Below are 15258 nucleotides of genomic sequence, written 5' to 3' on the forward strand. Positions count from 1 at the left end.
CCAATGAGCCCGGCTACTACCGGGACGGGGGCATGATTGACTACCACATGGATTTGCCCCTGAGTCGGGATGGGCTGGTGCTGATGCCGCATTTTTCCAAAACGCTCCTGCCGGGCTGGCTGGACAAGTTCAGGGCCTCCCGGGCTTTTCAGCATGGGGACAATACGCTCGTGATTCACCCCAGCGATGAATGGATAGCGACGCTCCCGAACCGGAAAATTCCCGATCGAAGCGATTTCAAGCGCTACCGCACCGACGATGCCGCGCGCTTTCGGGATTGGTACACCGTGGCGGGGCGCAGCCAGGAGCTGGCTGATTTTCTGGACGAGCGGCTGGTTAGGCAGGATCTGGCTGACTACATTGAGCCGCTTTAGCGGCTCGCTTTTATGGTGCAGCTTTTCAACGGTTTGCCGCAAAACTCCAGCAGTTTCGCTTCGTCAGAGTCTTTGAAAAGAAAATGCACGTAGCGCGTGTCGGGAGCCAGTTCAAAGCTGTGGCTGGCGCCTTTATAAAGTCGTTTGGCGGGCAAGGGCTGGCAGTTTTCCTCAGACTGATCCGGACATTGTCGACCGGCATACAGCAGGAAGTTGCTGTTACCCGCATGCTCAAAGGTCAGCTTTTGTTCGCTTGTAGAGACGTCATAGCGGGAAATCGGCGCCGGCGGACGATAGATCACCAGTAGCTCGTAATGGAAGACCACTTTGATCATGCTCGTCTGGTCTGACTGATCACCTTGTGCAGCATTGGGCTTTACCCGGATCCGGTAAATGGAGTCCGTGTCTGCAGGCAGGTGAAGAAAAGACAGCCGGACTTTTCTGCGCTCACCGGGTGCGAGGGTAAACTGGCGCGGGGTTGCAAGCAGCCCCATCTCCCGAGGGTTATCGGGAGATATACGCTCTTCGTCCGGCAGGCCTGGGTTTACTACCCGAGAGACGTCTATTCTGACGTCTGATGGGCTATCTCCTTGATTTAAAATATGAAAATCGCTTCTCCGGGTCTCTCCTGCGACAACGTCGATAACGCTCCTGTCCACCAGAATGTCGGACGACACACAGTGGGAAAAGGCGAACAACAGGCAGGTCGTCAGAGTTTTCAGCTTAGGCATACTGCAATAATTTTATTCTAGGTTGGGAGGCTAAACGTTAGCACAGGTGGCGCGTTATGCCACTGTTGCACAGACTGTTGACATTGTGACGTACTTCCGTTACTTTTTCCGCGCTCCTTCGGGAGAGGGGACAGGTGTCTATGAGTAAGCCCTGTCATGAATGGCGGCCACTACATTACTCAACTTCTAAATAAACATGAATCCGCATGATGCGGTGTCATAAAATTTAAAGGGGTTGAATATGAGTGTGTCGAAGCATTTTTCTCGTGTTGTATTGCCTGCAGCGTTCGCTGCGGTTTCTCTTTCCGGTTTTGCTGCAACACAAGATGGCACCCGGGGTAACAGCTCTCAAGCTAAAGTCGATGTGAACGCTCAGGTTGCAGCCAAGGTTCAGATTACTGGCGCTACTGCCATTGATCTCGATAGCCAGCTGGCTAGCTGGACAGGTGGGGATGTATCCGGGCAGGACGCGCTTTGTGTCTGGTCTTCTACCGAAGCTTATAACGTCACTATCACTGATAATAGCACTGCGGCTGGATTTAACTTGACGGCTGCTGGCCAAAATGACCTTCCGTACTCGGTTTCCTGGGCTGATGAAAGCTCTCCCGCTGATATTATTACTTACGGTTCGGCTTTGGCGGCGCAAGGAACAACCGCCATCAACAAAAACTGCAGCAATATTACTGGCGGAACAAACGCGATCCTGGCGGTTACACTGGCGGAAGCTGATCTGGAGGCCGCCCGCGCTGCGGACTACACCGGCGAGCTCACCGTCGTCGTAGCGCCGGAATAACCTTATTTTCAGTTAGTTAGCTAGAATAAGTGGGGTTTTCGAGCCCCGCTTGAAGATGTTTTTCGCCTTGACTTCGCTGGGCGGGCTTGGTCTTATGGGGCTAACAGAACTGTTTTGGTGTGTTCATTATGCGTTTTCTGGAACGCACATTGTTCCTTGCGGTCTTCGGACTTGTTTTGGGCGTTTCTGTGTTACCACTGGGTGCACATGCTCAAGACAGCTCCGATTCAGTCAAGGTTCCTGTCAGCGCGTCGGTTCCAGCCAAGGTCAGCGTCACTCAAGTTCAACCCTTTGCTTTAGGTAACTGGGCTGGTGCGGGCGATCTGGAGGCGGAACAGCAGCTGTGTGTGTGGTCGAGTACGGGAGGTTATAGCCTCACCGCAACAACCACCGAAGGCGGCAATCGCTTTGGCATGCTGGGCCCAAAAAGTCGCCTGCTGGATTACGATGTGCTTTGGAATGATGGCAGCGGTTACCAGACTTTGTCATCGGGACAAACCTACGCCGGTCTCTCTACCAGCGCGAGTTCAATTGATTGTTCTTCGACTGCTGACGCCAGCTCACGGCCATTTATCAAGGTCTCGGTCGCTGAAGCAGACTTGTCAAAGGCAAAAGCGGGTTCTTACAGCGACGTGCTTGAAGTGCTTATTGCGGTGGAATAATCCGCTACCGTCAGCTTTATTCTTCGCTTTCTCCGCCCTGCTAATCTCCTCCCCTTTAAATGCCCTCGAAACCGCCTTTGTTGATGTTTACTATGACGGGCGATTGCTGGATTCCTTTCTGGCGGACTTCGACGAGCGCGTTATTGAATTTGCCGATTCCGGCGAGATTATGGCCCGGCTCCCGGAAACCACCAAGCCTCAAAGTGTGCAGGCCTACTTTGATCGTGCCATTGAGTTTGCCAATCCATCAGATTGTCACTCGGCCACGATCGGTGATTGTTTCGCCCGGACAGAGACCAACGTAATTGTTACGTATGACCCCGGTCTGTTTGCAGCTGTTATTCACCTGTCACCTGATGTTTTGCCTCTCTACGAGGCGGAATTCGATCATTTTCTACCCCCTTATACAGGCGGATTGTCCTATTTGGCGGATTTTCGCTCTGTTTACCTGTATTCCGACAGTGACTTGAACGGTTCTGCGAACTCATACAATCTTGCTCTCGACCAGGTGGCCAGTTTTGGTGATCGTCGCGTTATCGCGCAGCTCGGTGTATCGGATGGGGAAGATTACTATGCCAGGGAGGTGTTTTTCTCAGCCGATTCCCGGCGTGATCGTTTTATGCTTGGGCGCTATGAGTTGCCGGGCAACCGCTTAATGCCCGGCGCGATGATTTATGGTGGTGGCATCCATACCACTACAGATCTGCGGCTAGACCTCGACCAGAATGGCGCGACGCAATTTGACTACTTTCTGCCCCAGCGGGGCCGAATCGATATCTATCGCGATGGCCGGCTGCTCAGTACCCGCAACTACCCCTCGGGCAACCACCGTCTGGATGTCTCGGACCTGCCGAATGGCGCTTACGATATCGATATTCGTGTGGTTGTTGACGGTGTGGTGATCCAGGAAGAGCGTCGTTTTTTTACCAAGTCGACCACGCTTCCGCCTGTTGGAGAAAACCATATCAGTGCGGACGTGGGTATGTTGGCAAATCCTTCGAAGTTTGAACGCGTCAATAACTCCGAGTTTGCAAGGCTTGGTTATGGCTACCGCCTGAACGATCCCAGCTACGTCGACCTGATGCTGCTGGCTACCCATCCGTGGCAGGCCTTGCAGGCTTCCTATCGCTGGATCTGGCGGGATTTTATCGGCGTGGCAAGCGTGCAGCAGGCCGATGATGGCTACCGGGCATCGGTGCTGTCTGCTTCCTTGTACACGCAGAAAGGTTCTGTTGGTCTGGATTGGTTTAAGGGGCATGCCGGGCGTTCAAACGAGCTTATCCGTTTGCGACGGTTCAGCGTCGACAGCGAAGAAGTCGGCGCGCGCTATACTTTTTACCGGGCACCCTGGTCATTTCGGGCCAATGCCCGCTATCTGGAAACCGACACCAATCATGGTTTGGTAACGTCCTTGTCGGCAGGGTATTCGCCAAACTTTGGAAGTAGCTCACTGCAATTGTCCGGCACACTAAACTATGACGAAGTGGCACACTTTTCTGCGACCTTTGATCTTTCATTTCGTCTGTTTCGTGATCGCCGTTCCTACTGGGTTCGCAGTGGTTGGCGGAATTTCGGTGACGAGCGCGTGCGAACAGCGATTGGTATCGACGGTGAAGCGGCAAGGCGCGGTGCACTTGAGCGAGTAACCTACTCTGCACTGGTGGAACAGCGGGACGATGATAATTATATGGAGGGAGACATCGAAGTCGACCACAGTCGCTTTCGCCACGTATCGTCAGTCAGCCTGTTGAATTCAGACAGCAGCACAAAGGTGTACTCGGGGAGTTTAAACACCTCGCTGAATGCAACGTCGCAGGGAGTTCAGGTATTTGGAGGCAGCGGCGTGCGATCAGGGGTGCTGGTTTCACTGCCGGCTACACACCGTTCTCCCGCGGTGATCACTATCAATGAGGGCCGACATATTTCTGTGGAGTCTGGTTCCGTGCAGTTTATACCTTTACAACCTTATGAGGTTTACCGCATTGCAGTGCTGTCAAAAAGCGGAAGCCTGCTGGACTATTCAGGCCGAGTAGAAGAGGTGGTGCTTTATCCAGGGCATGTGCCGGTGCTGGAATGGATTGGTGTGCAGACGGTGTCGGTGTTTGGACAGGTGAGGGCGCACGATCACGCGAAAGGTAAAAGGATTACAGTGGTCACCAGTCGTGGCCGCGATCGTATTGAGAATGGTGGCTTTTTTGCAGTCGACGTGGCGAGTGATACTCCGCGAATACGGGTAGAGGTAGACGGCGAAGTGCACTGCGAGTTGGTCGTCGAGATTGAGGCCAACTCGCAGGGCGTTCTTGATCTGGGTGAGATCGATTGTTAACCCTTTAATTTTCGGGTGATACAGGCGCCACTATTGTTTGCAGAGGCGCTCTGACAATATTGGCATACGGAGTGCCCACATTTTTGGGCTTATCTGTAGGTACAATGAACTGCCACTGCTGGCCGTCAATTTCATTGATCGGTTTGCCCAGCACAAAGGCATTATCCACATCCCCGGTGAAGAAGTAGTGAATGCCGTGTGCGCCGTAGGCTCCCTGTTTTTCGCCGTCCTGGCAGTTGGCCTCGCCGTCAGCTGCCATAGCGTCGTAGGCATGCACCACCTTCGCTGAATCGGAGCGATCCCCGGGGTAAGGGCGGCGAACCGGGTCGTCACCGGTGCCATCGTCGAGACAGGCGTCGTCTCGGTAGTAGGGCACAACCACAGGTGTCATTAGCGACGTGGCTCCCTTCAACTCAAAGCTGTAGACCAGCGAGCCGCTGTCGCCTTTGCCGGATACCTGTTCCCAGTTGTCGAACGCCAGCGGCAGGTTGAAAGTTGGGTCGGCAGTATCGAAGAATACGGGGCAGCGGCCGCTCGGATAGGCTCGGGGCCCATCGTCGGTGAAGCAGAAATTGCCGATGGCCGGCACCGTATCCATTTGCCCGATGTCGTCGTTCTGACCGTCAATAGGCACACCCTGCGGGCGCAAGGCTGTGTAGTAGCGTCCGGGTTCGGCGGCTTCTCCAGGCTCAGGAAGCATCGCGCTGCGATTGTAATCCCAGGACGTGTAAAGACCGTCAGGTGGAATCGGGTGTACCCGCACCCGATAGCGGTAGGTAATGGCGTCGCGGTAGAAGGTCTCGGTTTTGGTTACGTTGGTGCCCGAGTCGGCGCCCCATGTCTCACGGATGCAGCGCACCGGTCCGCAACGTTCACCCAGCAGGGCGGCGTTGGCTTCCCAGTTCACCTGTTCGTCTTCAAAACCAACCACGGAGACCGTTGAGTCCGGGCTTTGCTGGAAGGCACGACCTTTCCATCGGTCGATCAGATCCGGACGGTTCTCCCAGTAGCTTTCGTCAGCTGCGGATTCGCCCGGTTTTCTGATTTTCAGGCTGCGCACCATCCAGCGACCGCTGGCGTACCACTGGTAGTTCTCAGTGGTGACGGTGACACCGTCGCGGGTAAAGCGGTCGCCGTCGCCAATTCCGTCATTATCGCGATCGAGCCCTTCCGCAACAGACTTTTCAGGCGTTCCACTGTTGGTCAGAGGGTCAAAATTGCGGCAGATGGTGCCCCCGAGGTTAGGACCGTAGTTGTCATTGCTAGAGCCGAGTTTTTCGGGATCATCAGAAGTAAAGAAACTCCGGTCGATCCACTGCTTTGCATCAGGGTCGCGAACATAGGAAATATAGGGTTCGAGCGGAGTCGGCCCAGTGCTGCGCAAGCCCAGATAGACGTACTTTACGCTGGACGGATCAAGCGGGTCGACGATGCGTACTTCCTGCAGGTCGCTGATATTTGGGGGCAGGCTGCTGTCTTTTTGCTGGCCTGCATCGGAGGCCATAAAGACAATTTCGTCATCGTTGTCGAGCCCGGCAATCGGGTCGGGGACCGGGCCGGTCAGGCCGCGATTACGGCGTTCTTCCTCTGATTGAGGCTCGTAGCCCAAATTGTCCCAGCCGTTTGGATCATAGGCGCGCTCACAGGTTCCTTTGGTCATTCCCCAGACTTCTTCACCAAAGTAGCTATCAGGGTCGTCATTACTGTGCCAAACATAGGTTAGCTCTTCGTCTGTGCCGGAATATACGGAAAAGGTGGAATTGGCATTGGCAAGGAAGTAGGGCATGCGCTCATCCACCTGCACCGGAATTTCGCGCCATTCGCCGTTATCGAAGCTCCAGCCAACAATCTGGTTAATCGGCTTACCTCCACCCTGTATGGGTTTCATTCCCGGTTTCCATTGGTGCGGATGGAGCATTGTGCCATTGTGCGCATTGCGAATATCGCTGCCGCCCGGGATTTGGCCCACGGTGGCGGTAAAGCCGGGGCAGGCTGCCCCCAATTGGCTGGGACATTGTTTTGTGTCTGCACCTGAGGGGTAAGGTTCAGGGTAACCATAGGCACTGGGAGCACTCCATTGCGGCAGTTTATCGCCGGTCAGGATGATTGGCTCAACTTCGCGATCAGCCGTGTGCAGTTCTGTCGCGACGGCATCCGGTGGCGTGTGTAGCCCCACCAGTGCAGGAATATCTGAAGGGTCATTCGCACCCAGTGACGTCAGGTTTGTTCCAAGATTGGCAAAGGCACTGGCGAAGGCGCTCCGGGCTTCTTCTCCATTGCCTGACAGCATATGAGTCAAGACCTGATTCATATCACTGCCAAACTCTGCAAGCATGCCCGTGATGCCGCTGCCATAGTCTGGTTGGTAGGCTGTTTCGTCGGCTCTGGTAAACCAGATGGGTGCGCTTACCATCAGTAGTTTTTGCTTGTTCTCTTCGGGGGGAAGATACTCCCCGCATTGGCCCTCTCCGCTTGGACAGATCGCAACGAAGTACCAGTCTTCGCCAAGAGCAGGCCCGTTAACGGTATGCTGGCCGCTGAAGGAACCATCGGCTGAGACCTGTCCCAGATTAATTGGGGTATCTGATTTGTTGACCAGCCTAACTTCGGCGCCTTCGGGTAGCCCGGTGGCTTCGACGTACAGGGTATGTTCGCTGCCAGAAGAATTGACGATTGCCCCCAGAGGTTTGCCCGTCTCGATGCTGTCGCCGTCGGCCCAGTAGAGCAGGCTAGGTGCAATTGCCGGCTGCCCCGGTTCGCCACTGATAGCATCGCCGCTAACGGCTATGGTGCGTCGGTTGGCTAGAGCGTGATAGTAATCCTGAGGCTTGCGGCCTCGAGTGAGTATCAGGGTTTTGCCATCGATCGTGTTGGCCCATTCGCGCTGGTGCTCGTCTTCCGCATCCAGGGCGCCAATATGCCAACCGTTGTTAAGAGCCTTAATGTAGTAGCTGATGTCCTCGCCTTCGCGTATTTCCATGCCTATAACGCGGGCATCAATCTTCTCGTCTACAAAGGCGAGATCATTCCAGTCGGCTGTTACGGCTATAGCAAGAGCCGGGTTGTTGTTGTCAAAGGGTGTGGCGGTAGGGTTACGGCCTGGATGGTTGAAGGTGACCAGAGCATCGGCACCGCCGCCCTCGCTGACGGGGGTGCGCAGCCACTCCCACATCTGTTCGAGGTCTGCGTAACTGCCATCAACCTTGGCGTTCACCACGTGGGTTGAGCCGTAGACGTTCAGGTGGTTATAGAAGTCGTTGGTCCACTCGAAACCGCGCAGTGCGGTGAAGCCGGTGTAGTTGCCTTCTTCATCGCGCTCGGTGGCTGCCATCGCCTGTTCGAGGGTGGCCTGCCATTTAAAATAATGATCGTTCTGATCGATATTGGCGCAGTCGAGGGCTGTTACGAGATTGGTCGCGCCACCATCCGCAAGCCAGTTCAACAGCGGCTCAGGTGACTGTGCATCGTTGCTGTCTTCCAGCGGATCGGCAAAGGGAGCGCAAACTGCTGCGGTGGTAATCGGTAGTTTTTCGTTGTCTGTGTGCTCTGACGACCACATGAAGTCGAGGATAACGCCGCTGTTGCCGCTGCCATCGTCGCTGGTGTTCTGGCCGGTTCGGCCCGCGAGAAAATAATCCAGCGGACGGGTATTGGGATCACCATCGGAGTAGCCGCTGTGTTCGTGCACGGCGCCCACTTTTAAGGTCAGTGGGCCGTCGCTGAAGCCGGCGTCGTAACCCGGGCTTTCAAAGGCAAACTGCTGGCAAAAGTCGGATTGCCATTGATAGTCGCAGAAGGTGCGAGCCAGGCTTGCCGCGGTGCCTGACACGGCACACGCGGGATCGGTCATGCCATCGAGATCGGTGCAACTGCCGCCGCTGTCGGCCACCGAGAGTGACACGGCGCCGTGGGCCGACTCACTGGTTATCGGTTGGCCGTCGTCATCGCTCGCGTAAAGAGGCAGGTCGATGGAGCCCGCAAGGTTGACCGCTTGAATGGATGGGTCGCGGGAGAATGAGGCCAGGTATTGGGGGTGGTAGCCGTAAACCAACAAAGCAATTTCATCACCCGGATTCAGGCGCTCTGCAACACCCACCATCTCAATATTGTCGTGGTGACGGATGCCGCGTACAGGCATGATCTGGTCATCGATCAGTTGCCAGCTATCACTGTCGGCCCGTTTTACACCCAGTCCGACAAAACTGATGCTGTCGCAGCCAACGCGTATACCTGGCACGCTGCCCATGGCACAGGCCGTGTCGTTGACGGTTTGCGGTGTGCTTACCGTCAATTGTGCCAGTGGAATGCCGGCGAGTATGGCGCCGTTATCGGAGGTGACTTGCACCAGCGGGAAAACGGAAAATGTCTGTCCGGCGTTGTAGAGCTGCTGGGCCAGGGCGCCGTTTGGAACATTGGACAGCTGAATATTGTCGACAGTAAACGCCTTGCTACCGATACCGGTGGTATCGGTACGGGTGGCCAGTAGGGTGCCCTGTGGTATCAGCACTGCATCGTCGTCATCCAGTGAAATGCAGAGCTGGTCTTGGGTATTGGCCAATAGGTCACTCGGTGGCCGTCCTTTGAGTTTCTCGTCAAACCAGGCTTTGGTGGCCTCGTTGCGATTAATGGCGCCGCAATTGCCGTTGCCGCCTTCTTCCTGGAATTTAAAGGGGCCGGGCGCAGGGACAAAGCCCTGCAGTATATGGCCTGACTGATGCGTCATTAAGCGAACATCGCCGCCCCGATCACGCAGACACTGGTAGTTCCACCAGGCGTCGTTAAAGTTAAAGAGGGTGTCGCGGAAGCCTTGGGTTAACAGCACATCGACCGGTGCTTGGCCGCTGCGGGTGTTGCTGCCGGGCGGGGTATCCGGGTTGAGGTTATTGTTTATGGCGCTCTCGCCGCCCGAATAGGGGCGGGTGGCTTCACCGTTCAGACCACACCAGTAAGTCGGGCTGTGGTAGCGGAACCATTCCAGCGCATTGCGCGGAAATTCGTTGGTGGAGGCGCCTCTGACAAGGGTTTCTTTGATATAGAGGTCAAGACCACGCGCCAGAGGGGATTCTTGATTCTGTAGGCCAGGGCGGTAGCTGCCGGCTTCGCCGCCGGCAACCAACAGCAGATCCCAAGCGGTTTTCAGGGTATCGCCGGGGTTGAGGCTGTAGCGCAGGTCGTGCCAGGTAATATCCGGTACCAGCGCATCCAGTCGATTCTTTTCGTCCACGGCGTGTAGCAGGAGCTGGTAGCCACCGCCGTAGCTGCTGCCCATGGCGCCGACCACCAGATTGTTGCCACCTCTAACGCTAGATCTTTTGCGCGGTTGAGCAATAAATTGTTGATTACCCTCGTTGCGCCAGGCCAGGTATTCGAGATGCTCCTCGGCCCAGTCGAGAATCTGGATCAGATCCAGGCCTTCGAAGTCCGGGTCCATCACGCGCACGGTGCCGCTGCTGTCGCCAAAGCCGCGCTGGTCAATGCTGATAATGGTGTAGCCAGCCGCTCTTAGATCATCAAAGCCGTCCTGGTTACGGCTGCCACCGAATCCGTGGCCATGCAGCACTAGGGGATGGGCCCCCTTGGCGGCATTGGCGCAGTCAAAGGTAGTCGGCTCCAACACTTGGAAGCTGATGGTCTCGTCGCTGCTGGAAGTCAGCGTGACCTGATAACTGCGTCCACCGTCGAGGTTGAAACCGCCGACACAGGAGGCGTGTTGGGATTGCGACACGCTACAGCCGCGCGCATTGCTGGATTCATTTTGCGGGGTGTCGGTGCATTGATCTCCGTTATCGCCGACGCCGTCACCATCGCTATCACTGCTCTCATTGGGGTCGAGCGGGAAGGCGTCGTCACCATCATCTACACCATCGCCGTCATCGTCTGGGTCGGCGTTGTTGCCGATGCCGTCGCCGTCGGTATCGGTGGTTTCTGAGTCATCGTCCGGGAATGCATCTTCATCATCGTTAACGCCGTCGTTATCGTCGTCTTCATCGGCATTGTTGCCGACGCCGTCACCGTCCGTGTCGGTATCTTCCGAGGGGTCGAGGGGAAAGGCATCTTCTTCGTCCCTGACGCCGTCGTTATCGTCGTCCTCGTCGCAGACATTCCCGTCGCCGTCGCGGTCGGAATCAAGCTGATCTTCGTTTGCTGCAAGAGGGCAGTTGTCATCACCGTCGCCGATGCCGTCAAAGTCTGTGTCGGGCAGTGTTGGGTCTGTTCCCTTGGCCACTTCGGCTTCGTCCAACAGGCCGTCGTTGTCATCATCGAGGTCACAGGCGTCACCGCGTGAGTCGCCGTCTGTGTCGAGCTGGTCTTCATTGGCTGTTGCGGGGCAGTTGTCCGTACCGTTGGCGATGCCGTCGCCATCATCGTCGGCGGCCAGGGTGTCACTGTCCGGGCAGCCGGCAAAGTTTTCGTTGCCGGCTGTCGCGGGGCACTTATCGATCGCGTCGTTAACGCCGTCATCGTCGCTGTCTACGCCGCCGTCGTAATCGATACGGCCGTCGCGTATATCCGCAAGAGTAGAGTCTAGATGTGCTCTAGCATCGCTTTGGCTGACAAGCTCTCGGGCGGCACCTCCGTTGGCGGTACGCGCAAAATCAGCAAGATCTCCGTTGAGATTGGTGAAATCTACGGCACCGGAGAAATTTTCTGCAGCAGCCCGTACGCTCTCACTTAGCTGGATACCATTTGCCGGGTTGCTGTCGGTATCGAGGGTCTGTAGTAAGCGGGCAATGCCAATAGCGGCGTTGCCGAAGTCATTGGGAGTAATAAAATCAGTGCTGGGAGTTACCTCACCGAGGGTGATGCTTCCCAGAAAAAAAGTCAGGGTCTCGCCGTCGAGGTAGCTGAAGGAGCCGATAGCCGAAGTCTGAAAGACTTCATCATTGTTGGGTCGTCTGTAACTGAGGCCTTTTACCGGACCGTCAACAAATTGACCGGAGTTGGTGCTGGAACTGCCGCCGCTGCTGACGCCACCACCACTGCTGGAGCTGCCACCGCCACAAGCTGCGAGTGAAATAGATAGACCCAGAATCCCTAGATGACTAAAGAATCGCTTCATGCTTGCCTCTTGAACTGCATTATTATGGTTTATTTTTGCAAGGTCGCGTCTGATCACTGCAAATGGCGTACAGATACGTTCAGAGTTGACAGTGCTAGCATTCTACACCAGCAGTGAGGGGGTGCAATTTCAATCTGTTAATGCGCCTCTGGCGAGGGCGGAGGCACCTTCTCAGGTGCCTGGTGGTTGCTGTTCCAGCATCTTCAGGGTGGCGGTAGATGAGAGCACAATGCGGTCATCTACCTGAAGGGTCGCTCTGACAAATGCCAGTTTGCGTGTGCGTCGGATCAGCTCGCCGCGCCCCACCAGAAGTTCTCCGGCCTTGGCGGAGCCGATAAACTGGTTGTCACAGGTAACGGTCAGACAGCCCTGCTGCTCGTTTTCCAGTGCGGCCAGGCAGAGGGTGTAGTCGGCAAAGGCCATCAGCACGCCGCCGTGGGTGATGCCGAACAGGTTGCAATGCTTTTCGGTCAGCCGCAGGGCGGTGTCCGAGTCCGGCGCCATGTTGCGGCAGAAAAAGGGCCCGATATTGTCTTCGGCCTTATCGCCGGCCCAATGGCGGTAATCTGTGGGTATATTAAAGTCTGCGGCCACAATCTGGCTCATAGTGTCTCCTTGATAATAATGTCTACGCCAAACGGGCGATCCTCCGTGTGGTGGATGGTGCCAGATATCGCTCCGTCGCTACAGTCTAGAAAAACAGGGAGACGTAAATATGGATTTTTGGCAGGTTGTCAGTTGGTGCGAAACCGAGCAGATACCGGATATAGCCGTGCACGCCGAGCAGCTTGGCTTTAAGGGGCTCATTCTGGCGGAGCATATCTATTATCCGGCGAGTACACGTTCGCGTTACTACTACTCCTCGGATGGAGTCTCGCCGCAGAATCCGGATATGGAATTTCCTGACCCTTTGATCAGTTTTGCGGCGGCTGCGGCAGTAACCAAAACACTGCAATTCATGACGGGTATTTATGTGCTGCCGCTGCGTCACCCAATCGAAGTGGCGAAAAACGTTGCTACCTTATGCAAACTCAGTGGCAACCGTTTCGCGTTGGGTTTTGGCGCAGGATGGCTCAAAGAGGAATTTGATCAGCTAGGTGTCGACTTCAGTCGTCGCGGGCGTCGAACTGATGAGATGATCGCCGTGATGCGCCAGCTTTGGTGCGGCAAGGAAGTCAGTTATAAGGGCGAGTTCTTTGATATGGAGCGGGTGAAGATTCGTCCGATTCCCGACGGCAATGTGCCTTTGATTGGCGGTGGTCATTCACCTGCGGCCCTACGGCGGGCTGTGGATCAGTGTGATGGTTGGTATGGGCCGGGCAATACACTGGCCGAGTTGGAGCAATTTCTACCCGAGCTGCAGGCGATGCGGGCGCAGTCTGTATGCGCAGAACAGCCCTTTTCTGTTATCGCGCCACTGACAGAAGCACTTGCGCCGAACGTTGTTGCGAGGCTGGAAGCGCTCGGAGTCACAGGCACGGTAAACTATCCATTCCTGTTTGGTATTGGCCCGGGGTCGACGCTGGACGACAAGAAGCGGTATATGGATGATTTTGCCAAACGCTTGATTGCAGCTTGATGGAGCTTATAGCTCGTAACTCTTGAAAGAACGGAGTGCCGACTGTGTCTGAAATGCTGGAGCTGATTTGCGACGCTTTGGAGCCGATGGGCCCGGTCACGGCGCGCCGGATGTTCGGTGGCCACGGCTTGTTTATCGATGGATTGATGTTTGGCCTGGTTGCCGACGATGTGCTGTATCTGAAAGTCGACTCGATCAACTGGCCGCATTATGAGGCGGCGGATTTGCCGCGTTTTACTTATCAGCGGCAAGGCAAAACGATTGCTCTGTCCTACGCGGAAGCACCGGCGGAATGTCTGGAAGATTCCGAGGTTGCGCTGAGCTGGGCAGGAGCAGCGCTGGCTGCGGCGATGCGCAACAGAAAACTCACTGGCTCACAGGCCCGTTAGCGCCTGAAGGGGAGCACGTTGTCGCCCTGGGGTTTCACCAGCAGGGTGGACAACAGGAGCTTCAGTCGGTTAGCGAACAGCACTCTATCGCCGGTATATGAGCCAACTAGTTGCGGCACATTGTTGTTTGGCGTGGTGAGATAAAAGCTGGTCATACCGGCAATCAGCGACATGCAATCCACCAGCGGCACAGGATTAAAGACGCCTTCCTTAATGCCTCGGTCAATCAGTTTCTGCCAGCGATCAATGGTCTGAATTGCGGTTTCAGGCGGAATCTCTTCGCTTTGGCCTGAAGCGACGGCGTAAAGGGAAAGGTAGATAAAATCAGGGTTGGCGAATGCGTAGTCTACCCATGCATCGGTCGCGAGGTGGAGCAGTTCTATCGGGTGAGTGCCGGGTTGCTCGAAATAAGGCGTCAGCTGGCGATCCTGCTCTTCCATGGCCTGTTGCCATACCGCCTGGTAGAGCGTTGATTTATCCTTGAAGTGATGAAACAGGGACGGTCGCCGGATACCGACGTCAACGGCAATATCGTCGAGTCTGGTACCCGCATAGCCATTGCGAGCAAATTGCTTGCGAGCAGCCTGCAGTATTCGACCGCGGGTGTCATTGGGTTGCTGGGGTGGCGTGTTGTTCATGGCAACTTCAATAGCAGTGTTGCTGAACGTTAGCGGAAAATCACAGGCCTAACAAGCGCGCTGCTTTAGGCAATTCCAGATACGGGAAGGCGGACTATTAGTGCCGCACACATAACCTGTAGCCGATAACTGTATCGGCACAGCATGAGATGCTATGTCAGAGCTAAACCTGCCGTTCTGACCTGAGGGCTTCACTGGAGCAGGCGGGAGTCTCCGGGAGTGGTTTGTCTGGACGCGGCTCCGCCATCAAGCACGGATTCAAGGTCGCGAATGGCCTCCCGAAAGTCGCTCGGATTGTCAGTTTTGTGCAGTATGCCATACGCACCAATCACGCCTGCCTGTCGCCGGTCGTGGTCAGACAGACTGTGGGACATGAGAAGGCACGGAGTACGCTGATAACGCCGATCCCGTTTGATGATCTTCAAGGCCTGCAGTCCGTACAGTTTCGGCATGAAGAGATCGATGAGAATAAGGTCGGGACGGGGGATTATGGGGTTGGGTGCGACTGGTCGCCCGGATACAGGATCGATACCCAGCGCCGTCAGCAGACTTTCCCCATCCCGCACATCGAAGACGTTACACTGGGCGTCAAATTGGGCCAGTCCACGAGTGATGATGAATAGGTCACTTTGATTGTCATCAGCGATAAGAACATTAAACTTCTTACGCTCTACAGCACTCACGAAAACCAGCCTCCAAGGTGCTT

The 15258-nt window shown here is 55.6% G+C and carries 10 protein-coding genes and 1 pseudogene; 6 read left to right on the forward strand and 5 right to left on the reverse strand.

The genetic code is table 11. From position 1 onward, the window contains the following. A pseudogene (locus tag ABY734_RS02775) lies at positions 1–374 on the forward strand (patatin-like phospholipase family protein); the annotation flags it as partial. Here the strand turns inward: ABY734_RS02775 and ABY734_RS02780 are convergent. Then, complete coding sequence (locus ABY734_RS02780; protein ID WP_372777449.1) at positions 371–1105, reverse strand: molecular chaperone; 735 nt, start codon at positions 1103–1105, stop codon at positions 371–373. The pseudogene ABY734_RS02775 and the gene ABY734_RS02780 sit on opposite strands and share 4 nt — an antisense overlap. 241 nt (positions 1106–1346) lie before the next feature. Here ABY734_RS02780 and ABY734_RS02785 point away from each other — a divergent pair, with 241 nt between their 5' ends. From ABY734_RS02785 to ABY734_RS02795, 3 genes are all read left to right on the forward strand, one after another. Then, positions 1347–1898: a hypothetical protein gene (locus ABY734_RS02785; RefSeq protein ID WP_372777450.1), complete on the forward strand. Its 552-nt coding sequence runs from the start codon at positions 1347–1349 to the stop codon at positions 1896–1898. A 128-nt stretch (positions 1899–2026) separates the two neighbouring features. Next, complete coding sequence (locus ABY734_RS02790) at positions 2027–2560, forward strand: hypothetical protein (RefSeq protein WP_372777451.1); 534 nt, start codon at positions 2027–2029, stop codon at positions 2558–2560. A 103-nt stretch (positions 2561–2663) separates the two neighbouring features. Next, complete coding sequence (locus tag ABY734_RS02795) at positions 2664–4886, forward strand: TcfC E-set like domain-containing protein (protein ID WP_372777452.1); 2223 nt, start codon at positions 2664–2666, stop codon at positions 4884–4886. A gap of 4 nt (positions 4887–4890) precedes the next feature. Here ABY734_RS02795 and ABY734_RS02800 read toward each other — a convergent pair whose 3' ends face one another. Next, positions 4891–11946, reverse strand: coding sequence for a CocE/NonD family hydrolase (locus ABY734_RS02800; RefSeq protein ID WP_372777453.1), 7056 nt, complete (start codon positions 11944–11946; stop codon positions 4891–4893). 171 nt (positions 11947–12117) lie between these two features. Further along, a complete protein-coding gene (locus ABY734_RS02805; protein WP_372777454.1) occupies positions 12118–12552 on the reverse strand; it encodes a PaaI family thioesterase in 435 nt (144 codons plus the stop codon). A gap of 109 nt (positions 12553–12661) precedes the next feature. Between ABY734_RS02805 and ABY734_RS02810 the strand changes: the two genes are divergently transcribed. Beyond that, the gene (locus tag ABY734_RS02810) at positions 12662–13525 is read left to right on the forward strand and encodes an LLM class F420-dependent oxidoreductase (protein ID WP_372777455.1); all 864 of its coding nucleotides are present in this window, start codon (positions 12662–12664) and stop codon (positions 13523–13525) included. Between the two features lie 53 nt (positions 13526–13578). After that, on the forward strand, positions 13579–13914 hold the full coding sequence (locus ABY734_RS02815) for a TfoX/Sxy family protein (protein WP_372777836.1): 336 nt from the start codon (positions 13579–13581) through the stop codon (positions 13912–13914). Here ABY734_RS02815 and ABY734_RS02820 read toward each other — a convergent pair. Both ABY734_RS02820 and ABY734_RS02825 read right to left on the reverse strand, forming a co-directional pair. Continuing rightward, positions 13911–14552: a TetR/AcrR family transcriptional regulator gene (locus ABY734_RS02820; protein ID WP_372777456.1), complete on the reverse strand. Its 642-nt coding sequence runs from the start codon at positions 14550–14552 to the stop codon at positions 13911–13913. The two genes, ABY734_RS02815 and ABY734_RS02820, sit on opposite strands and share 4 nt — an antisense overlap. A 191-nt stretch (positions 14553–14743) precedes the next feature. Continuing rightward, entirely contained in the window at positions 14744–15235 is a 492-nt protein-coding gene (locus tag ABY734_RS02825) for a response regulator (protein ID WP_372777457.1), read from the reverse strand. Positions 15236–15258: the final 23 nt, after the last annotated feature.

Source organism: Litorivivens sp. (assembly GCF_041624475.1).
Lineage (GTDB): Bacteria > Pseudomonadota > Gammaproteobacteria > Pseudomonadales > Spongiibacteraceae > Litorivivens.

Coding starts and splice junctions, on each gene's coding strand:
- ABY734_RS02815 (WP_372777836.1), top strand. CDS start 13,579: ATGCTGGAGCTGATTTGCGACGCTTTGGAGCCGATGGGCCCGGTCACG.
- ABY734_RS02820 (WP_372777456.1), bottom strand. CDS start 14,552: ATGAACAACACGCCACCCCAGCAACCCAATGACACCCGCGGTCGAATA.
- ABY734_RS02800 (WP_372777453.1), bottom strand. CDS start 11,946: ATGAAGCGATTCTTTAGTCATCTAGGGATTCTGGGTCTATCTATTTCA.
- ABY734_RS02780 (WP_372777449.1), bottom strand. CDS start 1,105: ATGCCTAAGCTGAAAACTCTGACGACCTGCCTGTTGTTCGCCTTTTCC.
- ABY734_RS02805 (WP_372777454.1), bottom strand. CDS start 12,552: ATGAGCCAGATTGTGGCCGCAGACTTTAATATACCCACAGATTACCGC.
- ABY734_RS02810 (WP_372777455.1), top strand. CDS start 12,662: ATGGATTTTTGGCAGGTTGTCAGTTGGTGCGAAACCGAGCAGATACCG.
- ABY734_RS02785 (WP_372777450.1), top strand. CDS start 1,347: ATGAGTGTGTCGAAGCATTTTTCTCGTGTTGTATTGCCTGCAGCGTTC.
- ABY734_RS02790 (WP_372777451.1), top strand. CDS start 2,027: ATGCGTTTTCTGGAACGCACATTGTTCCTTGCGGTCTTCGGACTTGTT.